The organism is Rhodococcus sp. p52, assembly GCF_000763325.2.
In the GTDB taxonomy this organism is placed as follows: Bacteria; Actinomycetota; Actinomycetes; order Mycobacteriales; family Mycobacteriaceae; genus Rhodococcus; species Rhodococcus pyridinivorans.
In genome coordinates this window covers 1,842,091-1,859,766 of sequence record NZ_CP016819.1, presented here as the reverse complement: position 1 = coordinate 1,859,766, position 17,676 = coordinate 1,842,091, and the positions used below count along the sequence as shown (strand labels likewise).

The window sequence follows — 17,676 nt, the reverse complement described above, 5'->3', positions numbered from 1 at the left end:
CCCCGCGATCAGCGCTCGGCCGACAACGACGCGAGGATCTCCGCGACCGTCCGGCCCTCACCGTCGGCGCGACGGCGCCGGGAGCGACGTCCGGACGATTCGTGGTCGTCCTCGTCGTCCTTCTGGGTCGTTTCCGCAGCTCCATCGGCCTTCGCGGCGGTGTCCTTCCCCTCCGCGGGGTCATCGCCCTTCATCTTCGCTCCGGCCCCGTCTGCGTCCGTTTGCGGGTCGGGATCGGATCCGGGCTCGTGCTTACCGGGCTTCTGCGGCTCCGCCTTCCCGTCCGCCGCCTTCTCGGCGCTCGCGACCTTCGCGTCCCCGGTCTTCGGGTCCCCCGTCTTCGTGTCTCCGACCTTCTGATCCTCGACTTCCGCGTCCTCGATCTCGGCGTCCTCGACGTCCGGTCCTGCGGCCGCTTTTCCAGCCGTCGCCTTCTCGACCGTGACCTTCCCGGTAGCGGACTTCCCCGTCGCAGAATCAACCTTCGCCTGTTTCTCGGCACGCGGTTCTTCGACATCACCCTTCGCGGACGTCTTCTCCGACGCCTCCGCCGCCCGCATGGCCGCCTCGACCGACTCGGTCTCCGCGGTGACCGGCTCGTCGTCGGGAGAGGCGAAGGCCGGTCCCGACGGACGCGGAGCGGACACCCGCGCCGCCTCGCTCAGTCCACGCAGCTTCTCCGCCTGGCCCTCGAGGGCGACGACATCGTCGGGGAGCCGGCCGTCGAACAACATCTCGAGCGTGCGGCGCAGGGTGGCCAGCTCGGTGCGCAGGGCCGCCATCTCCCCGGCGTCGAGCTTCAGATCGGCACGGACCTTCTCCTCGACGGTCAGCTCGTACTCGCGCCGCGCCGCGATCTCCCGTTGCAACTGCAGTTCGTAGACCGTCTTCAGGTCGTCGGCCTTCGCCCGATCGAGCGCCGATTCCCGGCGGTACTTGTTCATCGCGATGGCTCCGACAGTGGCAGCCCACAGGGCGACGACCACCGCGACACGCAGCAATTGCACGCTCTCACTGAAGATCAACAGCAGCGAGGCGATCATCGCCAGAGCGAGCAGACCGGCCACGATCATCGAGCCGGTACTGCGCCACGGACGGCGATTCCTGTCTGGTCGCGCCGAGGTTGCCATGACCATCAGGGTACTTGGGTGGGTCCTCGGATCGGAGCCGGACGACACGCCCTTCCCCACCCCGAAATCCGATGTCAGAGCGCCGGTTCGTTCGGTTCGTCGGGGTCTTCCGGTGTCCGGCAACAGTATTCGAGCCACAACGCGGCCGCCGCCAGCGCTATGCCGGCGAGGGCTCCGACGAGCACCCCCGACGTGTCGTCGGTGGCGGCCTGCACGACGCCGCGTTGCGGTACGAGATACAGCAGGAAACCGGCCCACACTCCGGCGCTCGCGGCACCCACCAGTGCGGACGCCTTGGCGAGCGCGACCGCGCGGGCGGCGGTGATGGGATGCAACCTGCCGGGGCCCTCACCGATCTCGTGCTTGCCGACCCGCGACCGGATCATGAACGCCAGGATCACCTCGATGACCGCGACGGGATACAGCGAGGCTCCCGCGTAGACGGGGATGGGCGGCAGCGAACCGTACATTGTGCGGACGAGCAACCACGCGACGATCGCTGCCAGCACGGCCAGCGCCAGCAGATCTCGGATCCGGGTCTGTTTCAGCACTCGGCGTGTCCCTGGGTCTTCGGCCCGGCCAGCGTCAGGTCGGTGCGGTGCACACCTTCCCGTTCGGCGGCGTCGAGTTCGTCTAGCCAGTCGCCGATGCCCAGCCGCCGGCCCTCGGCGGTGAGCACGGCCTCGGGTTCGACGTCGAGCCACGGGACGAGCACGAACGCCCGCTGGTGTGCGCGCGGGTGCGGCAGGATCAGTTCCCGATCGTCGCTGCGCACCTCACCCTCGCCGCTGACGCAGGTCACGACGTCGACGTCGAGGCTGCGCGGACCCCAGCGCTGGATCCGGACGCGTTCGGCGGCCTCCTCGAGTTCCTGGCCGAACCGCAGCCAGTCGCGCGGACCGAAGGCGGCATCCTCCGCGACGACGACCGCGTTCAGGAAATCCTCCTGTTCGACGCCGCCCCACGGTGCCGTCGAGTACACCGCCGAGACGGCGACGGCCCGCTCGCCCAATGCGTCGACGACCGACCGCAGGTGCGCGAGCCGGTCGCCGATGTTCGATCCGATGGACAGCACGGCACGACTCATCAGGCGCTCCCCGTCGCATCGCTGCGGGAGCGGTCGATCGCCACGGCGACGTCGCCGAAGGTCAGCGGGATCGGCGCCGACGGCTTGTGGAGCGTGACCTCCACCCGGGCGACACGCGGGTCGGTGAGCACCTCGTCGGCGATCTCCCCCGCGACCGTCTCGATGAGATCGCGGCCCGGACCGGCGATGATCGCCGCGGCTCGCTCGGCGAGTTCGCCGTAGTGCAGCGTGTCGGCCAGCTCGTCGGATGCCGCGGCCGGCGCGAGATCGAGCCACACGACGATGTCGACGACGAAGTCCTGACCGTCCCGCTTCTCGTGCTCGAAGACGCCGTGGTTGCCGCGGACCGTCAGTCCCCGTAGTTCGATGCGGTCGCTCACGCGTGCACTCCTTCCGCGCTGCCGCGCTGCCAGGCACGCACCACCGCGAGCGCGTCGCGGGATGCCTGCACGTCGTGGACGCGTACGCCCCATGCGCCGTGTGTGGCGGCGAGCGCCGAGACGACGGCCGTGGCGACCTCACGACCCGAGGGCGGGCGGACCGTGCCGTCGGGCGCCGCGAGCAGCGATCCGAGGAATCGCTTCCGGGACGCCCCGATGAGCACCGGGAAACCCAGTTCGGTGAGTTCGGGCAGGCGCTGCAGCAACTGCCAGTTGTGGTCGGGTTCCTTCACGAAACCCAAACCGGGATCGAGCACGATCTTGTCGGAGTCCACGCCTGCGGCCACCGCGATGTCGACCTGCGTGAGCAGCTCGTCGCGGACCTCGCGGACGACGTCCTCGTAGTGCGTCGAACCGCCCGCGTGGACGAACTCGCCGAGGGGACGCCAGTGCATGAGGATCCACGGCACCCCTGCCTCGGCGACCACCGCGGCCATGTCGGCGTCGGCGCGCCCACCCGAGACGTCGTTGATCATGGTCACCCCGGCCTCCACGGCCGCCTCGGCGACCGAGGCGCGCATCGTGTCGACGCTCGTGGGGATGCCTGCCTCCGCCAGAGCGGCGATGACCGGCGCCACGCGGGACGCCTCGACCTCCGGGTCGACGCGCACGGCCCCGGGCCGGGTGGACTCGCCTCCCACGTCGACGATGTCGACGCCGAGCTCGCGCAGCTCGAAGCCGCGGGCTATCGCGGTCTCGCAGTCCAGATATCGACCGCCGTCGGAGAAGGAATCACTGGTGACGTTCAGTACGCCCATCACGACAGGCCACTGTTCGGCGGGGAAGACGGTCACCGGCGCAGGATCAGGTCCAGGGCCTCGGCACGCGACGCCGAACTGGTCTGGAACAGCCCGCGCACGGCGGAGGTGGTGGTGCTGGCACCGGGCTTGCGGATGCCGCGCATCGCCATGCACAGGTGCTCCGCCTCGACCACGACGATCACGCCGCGCGGCTGCAGCTTGCGCATCATGGCGTCGGCGATCTGGCGGGTGAGGCGTTCCTGGACCTGCGGACGCTTGGCGTAGAGGTCGACGACACGCGCCAGCTTCGACAGACCCGTGACGCGGCCCGTGGGGCCCGGGATGTATCCGACGTGGGCGACGCCGTGGAACGACACGAGGTGATGTTCGCACGTCGAGTACATCGGGATGTCTCGCACGAGGACGAGTTCCTGATGACCTTCGTCGAAGGTCGTGTCGAGGACCTCGTCCGGGTCGGTGAACAGTCCCCCGAACACCTCGCGGTAGGCACGGGCCACCCGGGCGGGAGTGTCGCGCAGGCCCTCGCGGTCCGGATCCTCACCCACCGCGATCAGCAGTTCACGCACGGCCGCTTCGGCTCGGGCCTGGTCGAACGTACGACCCGCGTCCACGCTCAATTCGTGGGTCGTCACATCCTCCGGGTCGGAACCCGTATCCGACTTCAGGTGGTTCACCGACACCCGCTCGCCCTCCACTCTTCGCTCACTCGTCTCCATCGGAACCGACGGCCCCGATGCGCGCCCCGTACCGACTCACCGACACGGATCAGTGCCGGCCGGCCGGGCCTTCCCACCGCTGTGTGGGAGGGGGTTCGGGAGCGCCGTAACCATCGCGCGGTTGCGAGTCTCCCACGTGGTTCTCACCACGGTGCGCATCTGCCGCACCGTCTTCGCCGGAGTCCGACGGACGGTCGGCGTCCTGCGGCTCCTGCGGACGCCCGAAACTCTGCGTTTCCTGGGCCTGTTGTCCGTAGCTGGGCTGTCCGTAGCTCTGGGGGTTCTGCCCCTGATGGCCCTGCGGATATCCGTATCCCTGAGGCTGTCCGGGGCCCTGCGGCCCGTGACCCTGCTGTTCCTGCGGGGTCTGCTCGCGCGGCGGCCAGCCGGGAGCCGACCATCCGGCGGGAGCACCGTAGTCCGGACGCGTCGCGTGCCGCGGACCACCCGGATACGGAGCCGTCGGCTGGAAGCCCGGAAGCGGCTCGGAGGCCGGGACCGGCTGCGACTGCTGTTGGGGCTGGGGGTAGCCGTTCGCCGGCTGGTACTGCGGCTGCGCGCCGGGCTGGTAGCCGGCGGGAGCGGGCGCCTCGCCCTGGCCCGGATACTGCGGGTGCTGATGCGCCGGCTTCGTCAGCGACGGCGGTTCCGGCGGCCACGGCTCGCCACGCTCGGCCGCGAGCTCGGCGGGCGTCTTGATCGGCGGCTTGTCGGACGGGACCCGATCACCGAAATCGTTGAAGGTCGTGATCCGCGGACGCTTCTTCACATCGGCCAGGATCCGGTCGAGATCCTTGCGGGTCAGCGTCTCGTGCTCGAGCAGCTCGCCCGCCAACACGTCGAGGGCGTCGCGGTACTCGTTGAGGATCGCCCACGCCTCGGTGTGCGCGGCCTCGATGAGGTTGCGGACCTCCTCGTCGATCTCGCGTGCCACTTCGTGCGAGTAGTCGGACTGCACACCCATCGACCGGCCGAGGAAGGGGTCGCCCTGCTCCTGGCCGTAGCGGACGGCGCCGAGCTTCGCGCTCATGCCGTACTCGGTGACCATCGCGCGCGCGATCTTCGTGGCCTGGTCGATGTCGGACGAGGCGCCGGTGGTGGGCTCGCGGAAGACGAGTTCCTCCGCGGCACGACCGCCCATCGCCATGACGAGGCGCGCGATCATCTCCGAACGCGTCATCAGGCCCTTGTCGTCCTCGGGCACCGTCATCGCGTGACCGCCGGTGCGGCCGCGGGCGAGGATGGTGACCTTGTAAACCGGCTCGATGTCGGGCATCGCCCACGCGGCGAGGGTGTGACCACCCTCGTGGTAGGCCGTGATCTTCTTCTCGTGCTCGCTGATGATGCGGCTCTTGCGGCGGGGGCCGCCGATGACACGGTCGACCGATTCCTCGAGGATCGCCTCGGTGATCACCGTGCCGTTCTCACGGGCGGTAAGCAGCGCGGCCTCGTTGACGACGTTCGCGAGGTCGGCACCGGACATGCCCACCGTGCGCTTGGCGAGCGCACCGAGATCCGCGTTGGGATCGATCGGCTTGCCCTTCGAGTGCACGGCGAGGATCGCCCGGCGACCGGCGAGGTCGGGGTTCGTCACCGGGATCTGACGGTCGAAACGGCCGGGACGCAGCAGTGCCGGGTCGAGGATGTCGGGGCGGTTCGTCGCGGCCATCACGATGATGCCGGAGCGGTCGCCGAAGCCGTCCATCTCGACGAGCAGCTGGTTGAGGGTCTGCTCACGCTCGTCGTGACCACCGCCGAGGCCGGCGCCGCGCTGGCGGCCGACCGCGTCGATCTCATCGACGAAGATGATGCAGGGAGCGCTCTGCTTGGCCTGCTCGAACAGATCGCGCACACGGGAGGCGCCGACACCGACGAACATCTCGACGAAGTCCGAACCGGAGATCGTGAAGAACGGGACGCCCGCCTCGCCGGCGACGGCACGCGCGAGGAGGGTCTTACCGGTGCCGGGAGGACCGTAGAGCAGTACGCCCTTGGGGATCTTCGCGCCGAGCGCCTGGTAGCGCGCCGGGTTCTGCAGGAAGTCCTTGATCTCGTAGAGCTCCTCGACGGCCTCGTTGGCGCCGGCGACATCGGCGAAGGTCGTCTTGGGCATGTCCTTCGACAGCTGCTTGGCCTTCGACTTGCCGAAGCCCATCATGCCGCCGCGACCACCGCCCTGCATGCGGCTCATCACGAAGAAGAACACGCCGAGCAGGATGATCATCGGCAGGACGAAGATGAGGATCGAGGTCAGCCAGCTCTCCTGGGTGACGCTCGTGTCGTACTTCTGCGCGCCCGACGCGGCGACCAGGTCGAAGATCTGTTCGGAGGCCGACGCGGGGTACTTCGCGATGATCTCGGTGCTGCCCTCGGTCGCGTCGTTGCCGTTCTCGAGCCACAGACGCACCTGCTGTTCGCGGTCGTCGATGCGGGCTTCGCTGACGTTCTGCGATTCGAGTTGGGACACCGCGACGGACGTGTCCACCTGGGTGAAACCGCGCGTGTCGTCGCCGAAGTAACTGAAGGCGTAGATCACCAGCAGAATGCCGGCGACGATCGCCAGATTACGGAACACTGTCTTGCGGTTCATACAGGTTCGGCCCGAGCGGCCGGTCCTTTCGATCGAGTTCGTCGGGGTCTCGCAGTCGCGGCGCTTCGCGCCCGGGGTGGCCGCACGCCGCGACGGTCACTGACCAGGCAACGCAAGGTTACCGCGTAGCAACGAGCGGTCGCCCCGGCACCGGCCGGAGCCGACACCGGGAATACGTCGTAATCGACAACGATCGGGACGGAACCGGAGTTCCCCGGGCCGGGGACCTCACGACGCGGCTCGACCGGAGGTCAGCTGCTGTAGACCTTGGGATCCAGCGTGCCGATGTAGGGCAGGTCGCGGTAGCGCTCGTCGTAGTCGAGTCCGTAGCCGACGACGAACTCGTCCGGGATGTCGAATCCGACGTCCTTGACCTCGACGTCGATCTTCACGGCCTCCGGCTTGCGGAGCAGCGTGACGACCTCGAGCGACGCGGGGTTGCGCGTCGAGAGGTTCTTGAGCAGCCACGACAGCGTCAGACCCGAGTCGATGATGTCCTCGACGATGAGGACGTTGCGACCGGCGATGTCCTTGTCGAGGTCCTTGAGGATGCGCACGACACCCGAGGACGAGGTCGACGACCCGTACGAACTTACGGCCATGAACTCCATCTGCGTCGGGATCGGCAGAGCGCGCGCGAAGTCGGTCATGAAGAAGATGGCGCCCTTGAGCACCCCGATGAGCAGCAGATCGCCTTCCGGCGCACCCACCGGGTAACGCTCGGCGACCGACTGCGCCAGCTCTGCGGTCCGCTCCTTGATCTGTTCTTCGGAGATCAGCACCGACGCTATGTCGTTCTCGTACACCGGGGTCCTTCCCTACCTTCTGCTGCCGGTCGCCCGGACCTTCGCCCGGTCGACGTACTCCACGGCAAGCGTGCCACGCCGACGCGACACCACCAACCTCGTCCCCGTCCGCGGGCCCCGTCCGACAGCGACCGGGCCCTGTCCGCGCCACGCCGCTACTAGATCGTCGACCGTCCGCAGCATCGTCTCGTTCGGCGTGACGGTGTGATCGATCAGCCACGATCGGAGGGCTCTGCGTCGTACTGCGGCGGGAGCCGCCGCGAGAGTGTCGGTGTCGAGCAGGTCGTCCTCGCGCCGCGCTGTCGCGAGCAGGTCGCCGGCCCAGACATCGAGGGCGTGGCCGTCGTCCTGTAGTTGCCCGGCCGTGCGCGCGAGGGCTTCGGCGACGCCCCCACCGAGCACATCCTCGAGCAGCGGCAGTACCTCACGGCGCAGACGCACGCGCGTGAACCGGTCGTCGGTGTTGTGCGGATCCTCGTACGGGCGGTAGCCGAGTTCGTCGCACGCCCGGCGGGTCGTGTCGCGGCGCACGCCGAGCAGCGGCCGGCCCCACGGCGGGGCGAAGGGGGCCATCCCGCGGATCGAACGCAGCCCCGATCCGCGGCCGAGACCGAGCAGCACCGTCTCGGCCTGGTCGTCGAGGGTGTGCCCGAGCAACACGGTCCGGTCGTCGCGGTTCTCGTCGAGCGCCCGGTAGCGGGCCGCGCGCGCGGCGGCCTCGAGGCCTCCCCCACCGGTGACGTCCACACCGACCACCATGACGGTCGCGCAGCCGCGGGCCCGGGCGAACTCCGCGGCCCGCGCGGCGACGACCTCGGAACCGGACTGGAGGCGATGATCGACGACGACGGCGTGCACCGCCTCGGTCTCCGCGACGGCGGCGGCGGTCAGGGCGGCGGAATCGGCCCCGCCCGACAACGCGACGGTCACCGCGTCGGCCGGGTGCGCGCCCAGCCAGGCCCGCACGGCGAGGCGCACCTCGTGGATCGCCGGGGCTTCGGGCAGCAGCGGACGATCGTTGGACGGTGAAGCCACGATCAGCTCAGCACCCGCGCGATCCACGCATCGGGATGGTCGATCTCCGTCAGGGTGGGCAGGGCGTCCGGACCGGACCACACGGCGTTGAAGTCGTCCGTGCCGACCTTCGCGACGACGGCGTCGACGAACTTCTTGCCGTGCACGTACTGGGCCATCTTGGCGTCCATGCCGAGGACGAGCCGGATGAGGCGATGCACCGGGCTGCTGTTGCGGTGCCGCCGGTTGTCGAACGCCCGCCGGATCCGCGCGACCGACGGGACCACGGCCGGGCCGACACCGTCCATTACATGATCGGCGTGGCCTTCGAGCAGCGTTCCGAGCGCGAGGATCCGATCGAACGACTCGCGCTGAGACTGTGCCTGCAGCGCCCGCACGACACCGAGCATGCCCCGCTCCGACATCGCCTTGTCGCCGGGAGTGCGCAGGTCCTTCACCGCCGACACCACGCGGGTCGCGACGTCGCCCATCGGTTCGTCGACCGCGGTGGCGAGGTCGGCGGCGGCCTCGCGCATCAGCTCGGCCATCCACGGTGCCTGTGCGAACTGCACGCGGTGGGTCACCTCGTGCAGGCACACCCACAGCCGGAAGTCGGCGGGCGGCACCTTCAGGGCGCGTTCGACCGCGACGACGTTGGGCGCGACGAGCAGCAGCGAACGAGAGAACGGGTCGTACTGTCCGAGCACCGCGGACGACAGGTAGGCGAGCATCGCGCCGGCCTGCGCGCCCGCCGGTTTGCCCACCCAGCGGAGGGAGGAGCCGGCCGGATCCTCGCCCGAGGTCGCGGTGAGGTCGGCCATCGACGCCGCGGCCGCACGTACCCAGCCCGGCCGGTCGACGACCTGCGCGGGCGGCGGCTCGGTTCCGTCGTCGAGACGCGTGTGCTCGCGCACCGGTCCCTCGGCGCGCGCGGCGGCCGAGAACAACTCGTCCTGCACCGCATCGCGGGTGTACCGCGACATCGCGGGTTCGGAGCGGGTGAGGCGCACGCCGACCCCGGCCGCGAACGACCAGTCGATCGCGTCGCCGAGTGCCCGCTCCTTGCCGGTCATCGGCAACCGCACTCACGCAGTACCGACGCCACGGCGTCGAGGGCGGGCCGAGCCTCGCTCGGGGACCGGCCGTTGGACAGCAGAGCGAACGACAGCACGCGGCCGTCGGAGTCGACGGTGTATCCCGTGAGTCCGTTGACCTCGGTCAGAGTGCCGGTCTTCGCCCGCACCCATCCGGCTCCGGCACGGGTCGTGGTGCCGTAGCGGTCGGCGAGCGTGCCGGTCGCTCCGGCGACGGGAAGATAGTCGAGCATGGGCCGCAGCTCCGTCCTGTTCGGTCCGGCCGCCTCGGAGATCACGCGATCGAGCGTACGAGCAGGGATCCGGTTCTCGACCGAGAGCCCGCTGACGTCGCGCAACGTCACACCGGTGACGTCCAGACCCGCTTGCTGCAGGGTACCGGTCACCGCCTTCGTCGTGCCCTCGAACGAGTGCTCGTTGCCCGTCGCGACGGCGACCTCCCGTCCGATGGTCTCCGCGAGGACGTTGTCGGATCGGCGCAGCATCTGACCGAGACGCACAGTGAGTGGCGCCGACTGGACCGACGCCATGGGCGCCGCACCGGGTGAGGCGGATCCGAGCGCTACCCGCGCGGGGTCGGCACCGAGCGCCGTCGCCAGTGCACGACCGGCGTCCAGGGCGGGCGTAGCGCTGCGAGGCGATTCGTCCTCGAGTGGGTTCGACCGGGCGCCGTCGAGCATCACCGGTTCGATGGGTGCGACGTAACCGTCGCCGACGTCCTGGGGAAACCAGCCCGGCGCGAGCGGATCCCCGCTGTACAGACTCGTGTCGACGAGGACCGTCTCGACCGTCGTGCCGCTGCGCCGGATCTGTTCGGCGAGGTCGGCGATGCGGGGACCACCGGGGTAGAAGCTCTCCTCGCCGGGCGGCATCGCCGAGAGGGTGGGGTCGCCACCCGCGATGAGGACGATCTCCCCCGGCTTCGAACCCTCGACGACACGCGTGGTGATCCGATGATCGGAGGGCAGCACGAGCATGGCGGCCGCGGCGGTGAGGATCTTCGTGGTGGAGGCCGGGATCAGCGCGCGATCGGCGTCCTTCGACCACAGCACCGTGCCGGTCGTGGGGTCGGTGATCGACCCGGCGAAGTCACCGAGGCCGGGATTGTTCACCGCCTGGTCGAGTGCCGCCGCCAGCGAGGTCGGGTCGGGCGTCGGAGCGTCGGGCGAGACCGCGGCGACCGCGGGGGTCGCGATCACCGGTGCCGGTGCGGGGAGCACGACCGCGCCGGCGGACGCCCGCACGTCGTAGATCGCGAAGGCTCCGCCCACGACGAGAGCGAGGAAACCCGCTCCCCAGATCCCGAAGAGGATCTTCATGTTCCGTCGTCGCCTGGTTGCCAGTGAACCCTGCTTCTTGTTGCCGCCCTGCCCCGTCAACACGCCTCCGCTGCATCCTGCACACACTGGTCGACCAGCTACCCGCACTTCCCGCTGCCGGCCGCACACTGCTGTGACGCACTCGGGGCCCCGGTACCTGCACCTCCAGCCTAGCGCCGCGACCGTTATCCTCTCTGCGGACCATCACCGCAGATACGGATGTCGTATCCGCCGGAAAAACACCGACGAAGTGAGGCAAGGCGTGGAGTTCGAGGTCACCATCGAGATCCCCAAGGGACAGCGGAACAAGTACGAGGTCGATCACGAGACCGGACGCGTCAAGCTCGATCGTTACCTGTACACCTCGTTCGGCTACCCGGCCGACTACGGCTACATCGAGAACACCCTCGGTGAGGACGGCGATCCGCTCGACTGCATGGTCCTGCTGCCCGAGTCGGTCTTCCCCGGCGTGATCGTCGAGGCCCGCCCCGTCGGCATGTTCAAGATGGTCGACGAGGCCGGTGGCGACGACAAGATCCTGGCCGTCCCGGCCGGCGACCCGCGGTGGGATCACGTCCAGGACATCAGCGACGTCTCGCAGTTCGAGCTCGACGCCATCAAGCATTTCTTCGTGCACTACAAGGATCTCGAGCCGGGCAAGCACGTCGAGGCCGCCGACTGGGTCGGTCGCGCCGAGGCCGAGGCCGAGGTGACCGCGTCGGTCGAGCGCCTGAAGAACAACGGCGGGCACTGACACCGAGCCTGTACAACGCGGATCCCCCGGACGATGCGATCGTCCGGGGGATCCGTCGTCTGCGGGGTCTATTCGCCCTTGAACTGCGGCGGGCGCTTCTCGAAGACGGCGGTGATCGCCTCGGTGAGGTCCTCCGACGGCAGGAACGCCGCGTTCCACGCCGCGACGTAGCGGAGGCTGTCGTCGACCTGCGGCGAGCGCGTGTGGTCGAGGACGTTCTTGATGCCCTGGACGACGAGCGGCGGGGTGGCGGCGATCTCCGCGGCGGTCGCGTGAGCGGCGGCCAGCACTGCATCGGCGTCGTCGTGGACGTCGTTGACGAGACCGATCTTCTCGGCGCGGGCGGCGTCGATGTCCTTGCCCGTGAGCGCGAGCTCGCGGACGTGACCGTCGCCGATGATGAGCGGGAGCCGGGCGAGGGTGCCGACGTCGGCGACCATTCCGACCTTGACCTCGCGGACGCTGAACTTCGCGTCGGCGCTCGCGTAGCGGATGTCGGCGGCGGAGATGAGGTCGACCGCTCCGCCGATGCACCAGCCCTGGACCGCGGCGACGACCGGCTTGCGGCAGTCGGCGACGGCCGTGATGGCCGCCTGCATGTTCTTGATCAACGTGTGGAAGTCCGTGCGCGGCTTCGCGAGCGCCTTGCCGGAGACGACGGCGCCGAGGCTGCCGCCCATGGCGACGAGGTCGAGGCCGTAGGAGAAGTTCCGGCCGGAACCGGCGAGGACGACGGCGCGGACTTCGGGGTCGGCGTCGAGCTCACCGAACAGGACGGGCAATTCCGCCCAGAAGTCGGGGCCCATGGCGTTGCCCTTGCCGGGGCCGATGAGCGTGACCTGTGCGACGTGATCCTTGCGTTCGACGGTGAACGCTTTCCAAGGCGAGAGATCGGACATTGTGTGTTCGGCGGCTCTCGGCCCTCACAAGGGTGAGAACCGCCGTCCTCCTTCCAGGGTCGGGCTTGTGATGGTGACGACGGAATCTGTCGGTGGGCGTCGATAGCGTGCCCGGGCATGGGGGTCGAGGTTGTGCGTTACAACTTCCGGTTGCGTGCGGGCAGCAACGCCGAACGCGCGCTGCTCGACGAATGGCATCGCTGCAGGTTCCTGTGGAACGAAGCCGTGCACCTCCAGAAGACGGGCGCACGACCCACTTCCGGGAAGCTGAGCAAACAGCTGACCGAGACGCGCAGACGATCGGCGTGGTTGCGGGCCGGCTCCCAGGTCGCTCAACAACAGACGTTGCGGACCTACGCTCGTGCGCTCGACTCGTCGTTCGCGGTGAAAGGACGCAACCGCCCGAAGTTCAAGTCCCGGAAGGCAACGTCGCCGACTCTCGAGTACACCCGTCGCAGCTTCCGGATCCAGGAAGGCCGATTGCGCTTGCCGAAGGGCGTCACAATTCCGGTGGTGTGGTCGCGGAAACTGCCATCCGAACCGTCGAGTGTGCGCATCACCCGCGACTCGGTCGGAGATTGGTACGCGTCGTTCGTCGTCACCCGCAGCACCGAACCTCCGGCTCCGGCGCCGCCTGGTTCGGCGATCGGTGTCGATTGGGGAGTGACCCACACGGCGACCACCACCGACGAGCGGTTCGACCTGCCGCACCGGGGTCATCGCAAGCGTTGCGCGGCGGAGCTGGCGAAGGCGCAACGAACCATGGCTCGCCGACGCAGACCCAAGGGAAGCCGACCGTCCAACGGATACCGGCGAGCCCGCAAACGTGCGTCGCAGGTGCAGAAGAAGGCCGCTCGGCGGAACCAGCACGAGGCACGGATGTGGGCGCGCGGGGTGGTCGCACACCACGCACTGATCGCCGTGGAGGATTTCCGCCCCCAGTTCCTCGCCCGATCCACGATGGCGAGGAAAGCGGCGGACGCCGCGATCGGCGCTGCGAAGCGCGAACTCGTCGAGCAGGGCACGCGGGCCGGCCGGAAGGTGGTGCTGGTACGGCCCGCATACACGTCGATGACGTGTTCGAGATGTTTCGCGAGAGCCAAGCAACGCCTCGAACTCGGCGAACGAACCTTCCGATGCTCGGCCTGCGACTACAGCGCATGCCGGGACCGGAACGCTGCCAGAGTGATTCTGGCTGTGGCGGAGCGTGGCCACACCGGTGTCGACGACGTCAGACAGGCGGATCACCTCCTGGGTGGTTCGGTTGCGGTCCGAGCCGGGAATCTCCTGCCTTCTGGCAGGAGAGGCGTTAATACCGAAGGGTAACTTGTTTACGTACGGACTGTATCGAGCCACCCCACGACACGACACGACGACGACGCGTCCTCGGAACCGCGCCCATCCGGCGGCGATTTTCCTACTCTTGATCCATGACCAGGTCGCTGCATCCGAATGCCCACCGCGTCTCGGACACGCTCATCGCCCGCGGCCATCACGGTCTGATCGTCCAGCAGCCGGAGACCGTGCACACCGCTGAGCAGGCCGCCGCCGCGGTCGGTGTCGAGGTGGGCGCGATCGTGAAGTCGCTCGTCTTCCTGCTCGATGACGACCCGATCCTGCTGTTGGTGTCCGGGGCGCATCGCGTGTCGGTCGAGCGGACCGGCGAGCGGCTCGGTGGCGAACTCGTGCCGGCCTCCTCCGACCTGGTCACGGAGGTCACCGGCCAGCCGCTCGGTGGCGTCGCACCGCTCGGTCATCCCACGAACCTGCCCACCTACATCGACCGTGCGCTGCAGCTCCACCCGGATCTGTGGGCGTCGGGTGGATGCCCGAACACACTGTTCCGGACCGTCTATTCGGAGCTCATGCGCATCACCGCGGCGATCGACGTCGACGTGGACTGAGACCGTCCACCTACCGGTACACCGGCATCTCCATCCGGGTACACTTTCCGTCGTGACAGTCCGAGCGTGGAGCCGCAGGCATGTCGACCTGTGTCGTACCCGCTCGTGCCTCTGTGCGTTCTGAGATCCGCACCATCCCTTCCTCTTTTCCGGCGCCGCACTGCTGCGGGTAGTTGCCTCCCCGGCGCCGCTCACCTTCCGACCAGCGGAGCCCTTCCATGACCACGTCCTCCATCGAGAACCCGGCCGGCAGCTCGGTCGATTCCCCCGAACTCGTTCTCATCGTGCAGATCTCGGACACGAACGCCGGGTCGGCGGGCGATCTCGCCGCCCTCGCCGATGCTCTGCGGGAGACCGCGCTCGATCTGCTCCCGGGTGCGCGCACCCACACTCTTCTCAGCCCCGGCCCGACCCCTCTGGTCATCGATCTGCCGGCCCGCGGGCTGGTGCTCGACAATCAGCGGGTCGAGTTGAGTCACAGCGAATTCGAGATCCTCGCGCACTTGGTGCGTCGGCCCCGCGTCGTGGTGTCCCGCGCGGCATTGAGGCCGCTCGGCGCCGGATACTCGGAGAACGACGACTTCGACACCGACCGCGGCAACCGCAGTGTCGACGTCCATGTCTCCCGGATCCGTTCCAAGCTGGGACGTTTCGGCAACATCATCACCACTGTCCGCGGGTCGGGCTACCGGTTCGATCCCGATCCGCGCGTACACGTCGTCGAATCACTCGACCGCCGTACGGCGTGAACGCATGCGAAGGAGGGGCAGGAGTCGAAACTCCTGCCCCTCCTTCGCAATACCGATGCGTGTCAGGAAGCGCGCACGGATGTCCGAGCGCCCTCACCGAACCGGCGCAGGACCTCGACGACGGTCGGCGAGACCTCGACGAGGCCGCGCGACTCCAGCCACGGCAGCGTTCCGTCGACGAGATGCTCGACGGTGAACGGCGCGGCGAGCGGGATCAGCGTGACGCCGTCGGCGACCTGCACGGCATGGATGTCCGCGATCAGCCCGGCGAGACCGTGCGGCGTTCCGAAATAGGACAGCGTGCCGGCCTCCCCGCGAGTCGATTCCGGGCGGGTGCGCCGGGTGCGGGCGGTGCGGGCATCGGAGGCGAGGACGATCTCGACGTCGACGAGCACCGTGACCGAATCGGGATCGCGGCCCTCCTCGGCGGCCTCTGCGCGGATGCGGTCGCGCAGTTTCCCTGCTTCACGCAGGTCGGCGGCACGCACCCGCACGACGTTGGATACATCGGCGCTGAGGTCGAGCGGCGGGGCGCCGACACGTCCCAGGGTCAGGTCGGCCCAGTAGTCGGGCCCGGAGTGACCGGTGAGTTCGACGGCGACGCGCAACGGCCGGATCGCGGCGGACTCGACGACGGCCGGGTCTGCGGATACAGGGGTGACGGTGGATGCGACGGACATGGGATCCCTCTCGGTACGGGCCGCGGAGCGGCACGGAGGGATCGGCCTGTGAGCCGGAAGACTGTGAGGGAGAAGACCTTCAGTCCGGACAGATTCCCGATGCCGTACGGCAGAGGTCGACATGGCGACGGCACCAGCGTGCCGCAGCGATCGTCCTCGTCCGTCCCATGCGAATTACCCTACTGATCCTATGGGGAATTGTCGACCGCTAGACGCACGGAGATGCGTCGCCGTCGGTCGCTCCGAGGCCGGGACGCGTCTCCGGCGAGGGGTTCCACACGCCGGCGGTCTTCGCGTGCACCCACGTCGGCCCGTTCTCGACCAGCAACCGGAGCGCTCCGAGGAGCCGCTCGACATCGTCGGACGAACTGCCGAGTCCGAGCGACGCCCGGACGGCTCCGCCGGCACGACCGACCCGCGCGAGCAGCGGGTGGGCGCAGAAGCGTCCGTCACGGACGCCGATGCCGTACTCGGCGGACAGATAGGAGGCGACGTGGCCGGGCTCGTAGCCGTCGACCGTGAAGGTGACGATCCCGACACTGTCGGCCGAATCGTTCCACAGCCGAAGCACTTCCACGCCGTCGATGGCCTGCAGACCGTCGACGAGCAGGGCGCACAGGGCCTCCTCGTGACGGATCACCGCGTCGGCGTCGAAACCGGCGAGCGCATCGCACGCGGCGGCAAGGGCGGCGACGCCGAGCACGTTGGGGGTGCCGGCCTCGTGACGCGCAGGGGCGCAGGACCATTCGGTGTGATCGAGGCGCACCTCGCGCACCGCGCCGCCACCGGCGAGGTACGGCTCGGCGGCGTCGAGCCAGTCTCGGCGGCCGACGAGCACTCCCGCACCGAACGGCGCGTACAGCTTGTGGCCGGAGAAGGCGAGGTAGTCCACACCGAGCTCGACGAGATCGACACGGCGATGGGGCACGAGCTGCGCACCGTCGACGAGGATCCGGGCACCGGAAGCGTGTGCGAGCTCGGCGAGTTCGGCGATCGGCAGGACCTCACCGGGGACGTTGGAAGCACCGGTGACGGCGAGCAGGGCCGCGGGTGCGCGCTGCAGTTCGACCGCGAGACGCCATACCGTCTCGGAGACGGTGTCCGCAGCCTCGACGATGCGAGAGTTCTTCCAGGGCAGCAGATTCGCATGGTGCTCGATGTCGAGCACCACGACATCGCCGGGCACCGCACTCGCGAGCAGGTTCAGCGAATCGGTGGTGTTGCGCGTGAAGACGACGACCTGGTCGTCGGCCGCGCCGACGAAGCGCGACACGGAGGAGCGGGCGTCCTCGTAGGCGGTGGTGCTGATCCGCGAAGCGTATCCGGCGCCGCGGTGCACGCTCGCATAGAAGGGCAGCAGCTCGGTGATGCGGTCGGTGACGGCGGACAGCGCCGGTGCGCTCGCCGCGTAGTCGAAGTTCGCATAGGTGCAGGTACCCCCCTGGACGAGCGGAACCTGCACGTCACAGCCGGAAACGGTGGCAAAGGGAGCGATGCAGGTGGTGGTGGCTACAGCAGTCATGACAAATCCCTTGTGTACTCGGGGACCCGCCGGTGACGCCTACGACGGAGAATTCTCGTCGCCGGCGGAGTCCGCGCTTGCCGTGTCCGGTAGTGGATTCACGGCCCGGTCGTCACCCGGAGCACCCCACCGCGGTTGGAGGGTTGCCGACCAGCTAGCCGGGGCTTGACGCTGGTACTCATGACCTGGCGAAGAGAATGGCAGGACGACC

General features: G+C 69.0%; 18 protein-coding genes and 1 riboswitch. Of the genes, 4 read left to right on the top strand and 14 right to left on the bottom strand.

The features are described 5' to 3' along the window. Positions 1 to 8 precede the first annotated feature (8 nt). From IM25_RS08570 to dacB, 11 genes are all read right to left on the bottom strand, one after another. Complete coding sequence (locus tag IM25_RS08570; RefSeq protein ID WP_232333428.1) at positions 9 to 1,130, bottom strand: DUF6779 domain-containing protein; 1,122 nt, start codon at positions 1,128 to 1,130, stop codon at positions 9 to 11. A gap of 74 nt (positions 1,131 to 1,204) precedes the next feature. Continuing rightward, a complete protein-coding gene (locus tag IM25_RS08565) occupies positions 1,205 to 1,681 on the bottom strand; it encodes a DUF3180 domain-containing protein (protein WP_019290198.1) in 477 nt (158 codons plus the stop codon). After that, positions 1,675 to 2,217: a 2-amino-4-hydroxy-6-hydroxymethyldihydropteridine diphosphokinase gene (gene folK, locus IM25_RS08560; RefSeq protein ID WP_006550515.1), complete on the bottom strand. Its 543-nt coding sequence runs from the start codon at positions 2,215 to 2,217 to the stop codon at positions 1,675 to 1,677. Before folK ends, IM25_RS08565 begins: the two co-directional genes overlap by 7 nt. Continuing rightward, positions 2,217 to 2,597 (bottom strand): dihydroneopterin aldolase, encoded by a 381-nt coding sequence (gene folB / locus IM25_RS08555; protein ID WP_033096934.1) that lies wholly within the window; start codon positions 2,595 to 2,597, stop codon positions 2,217 to 2,219. Before folB ends, folK begins: the two co-directional genes overlap by 1 nt. Beyond that, complete coding sequence (gene folP / locus IM25_RS08550; RefSeq protein ID WP_170318478.1) at positions 2,594 to 3,415, bottom strand: dihydropteroate synthase; 822 nt, start codon at positions 3,413 to 3,415, stop codon at positions 2,594 to 2,596. The genes folB and folP overlap by 4 nt, the downstream gene beginning before the upstream one ends. Before the next feature lie 32 nt (positions 3,416 to 3,447). Further along, positions 3,448 to 4,113: a GTP cyclohydrolase I FolE gene (gene folE, locus IM25_RS08545; RefSeq protein ID WP_006550518.1), complete on the bottom strand. Its 666-nt coding sequence runs from the start codon at positions 4,111 to 4,113 to the stop codon at positions 3,448 to 3,450. 70 nt (positions 4,114 to 4,183) lie between these two features. Next, positions 4,184 to 6,724, bottom strand: coding sequence for an ATP-dependent zinc metalloprotease FtsH (ftsH, locus tag IM25_RS08540; protein WP_033096935.1), 2,541 nt, complete (start codon positions 6,722 to 6,724; stop codon positions 4,184 to 4,186). Between the two features lie 251 nt (positions 6,725 to 6,975). After that, positions 6,976 to 7,530 carry a hypoxanthine phosphoribosyltransferase gene (gene hpt, locus IM25_RS08535; protein WP_006550520.1) on the bottom strand — a complete coding sequence of 185 codons (555 nt, stop codon included), beginning with the start codon at positions 7,528 to 7,530 and terminating at the stop codon, positions 6,976 to 6,978. Between the two features lie 12 nt (positions 7,531 to 7,542). Further along, positions 7,543 to 8,592, bottom strand: a complete 1,050-nt coding sequence (tilS, locus tag IM25_RS08530) for a tRNA lysidine(34) synthetase TilS (RefSeq protein WP_065995958.1) — start codon at positions 8,590 to 8,592, stop codon at positions 7,543 to 7,545. Further along, positions 8,568 to 9,617 carry a zinc-dependent metalloprotease gene (locus tag IM25_RS08525; RefSeq protein ID WP_033096982.1) on the bottom strand — a complete coding sequence of 350 codons (1,050 nt, stop codon included), beginning with the start codon at positions 9,615 to 9,617 and terminating at the stop codon, positions 8,568 to 8,570. The genes tilS and IM25_RS08525 overlap by 25 nt, the downstream gene beginning before the upstream one ends. Further along, the gene (gene dacB / locus IM25_RS08520) at positions 9,614 to 10,957 is read right to left on the bottom strand and encodes a D-alanyl-D-alanine carboxypeptidase/D-alanyl-D-alanine endopeptidase (RefSeq protein WP_019290202.1); all 1,344 of its coding nucleotides are present in this window, start codon (positions 10,955 to 10,957) and stop codon (positions 9,614 to 9,616) included. The genes IM25_RS08525 and dacB overlap by 4 nt, the downstream gene beginning before the upstream one ends. A 262-nt stretch (positions 10,958 to 11,219) precedes the next feature. On the opposite strand from dacB, the gene IM25_RS08515 reads away from it, so the two are divergent. Then, positions 11,220 to 11,711: an inorganic diphosphatase gene (locus IM25_RS08515; protein WP_006550524.1), complete on the top strand. Its 492-nt coding sequence runs from the start codon at positions 11,220 to 11,222 to the stop codon at positions 11,709 to 11,711. Positions 11,712 to 11,779: 68 nt separating this feature from the next. Here the strand turns inward: IM25_RS08515 and IM25_RS08510 are convergent, their stop codons facing one another. Further along, positions 11,780 to 12,610: a crotonase/enoyl-CoA hydratase family protein gene (locus IM25_RS08510; RefSeq protein ID WP_065995957.1), complete on the bottom strand. Its 831-nt coding sequence runs from the start codon at positions 12,608 to 12,610 to the stop codon at positions 11,780 to 11,782. A 117-nt stretch (positions 12,611 to 12,727) separates the two neighbouring features. On the opposite strand from IM25_RS08510, the gene IM25_RS08505 reads away from it, so the two are divergent. The 3 genes from IM25_RS08505 (at position 12,728) to IM25_RS08495 (ending at position 15,263) form a co-directional block, all read left to right on the top strand. Next, entirely contained in the window at positions 12,728 to 13,936 is a 1,209-nt protein-coding gene (locus IM25_RS08505; protein ID WP_033096937.1) for an RNA-guided endonuclease InsQ/TnpB family protein, read from the top strand. Positions 13,937 to 14,040: 104 nt separating this feature from the next. Beyond that, positions 14,041 to 14,514, top strand: a complete 474-nt coding sequence (locus IM25_RS08500; protein ID WP_006550527.1) for a YbaK/EbsC family protein — start codon at positions 14,041 to 14,043, stop codon at positions 14,512 to 14,514. 218 nt (positions 14,515 to 14,732) lie between these two features. After that, positions 14,733 to 15,263: a winged helix-turn-helix domain-containing protein gene (locus IM25_RS08495; protein WP_006550528.1), complete on the top strand. Its 531-nt coding sequence runs from the start codon at positions 14,733 to 14,735 to the stop codon at positions 15,261 to 15,263. A 62-nt stretch (positions 15,264 to 15,325) separates the two neighbouring features. On the opposite strand, the gene IM25_RS08490 is transcribed toward IM25_RS08495, so the two are convergent. Then, complete coding sequence (locus IM25_RS08490) at positions 15,326 to 15,943, bottom strand: LLM class flavin-dependent oxidoreductase (RefSeq protein ID WP_084294985.1); 618 nt, start codon at positions 15,941 to 15,943, stop codon at positions 15,326 to 15,328. 208 nt (positions 15,944 to 16,151) lie between these two features. After that, positions 16,152 to 17,465: an aminotransferase class V-fold PLP-dependent enzyme gene (locus IM25_RS08485; RefSeq protein WP_065995956.1), complete on the bottom strand. Its 1,314-nt coding sequence runs from the start codon at positions 17,463 to 17,465 to the stop codon at positions 16,152 to 16,154. Between the two features lie 68 nt (positions 17,466 to 17,533). Continuing rightward, positions 17,534 to 17,651: riboswitch (SAM riboswitch) on the bottom strand. Between the last annotated feature and the right edge of the window lie 25 nt (positions 17,652 to 17,676).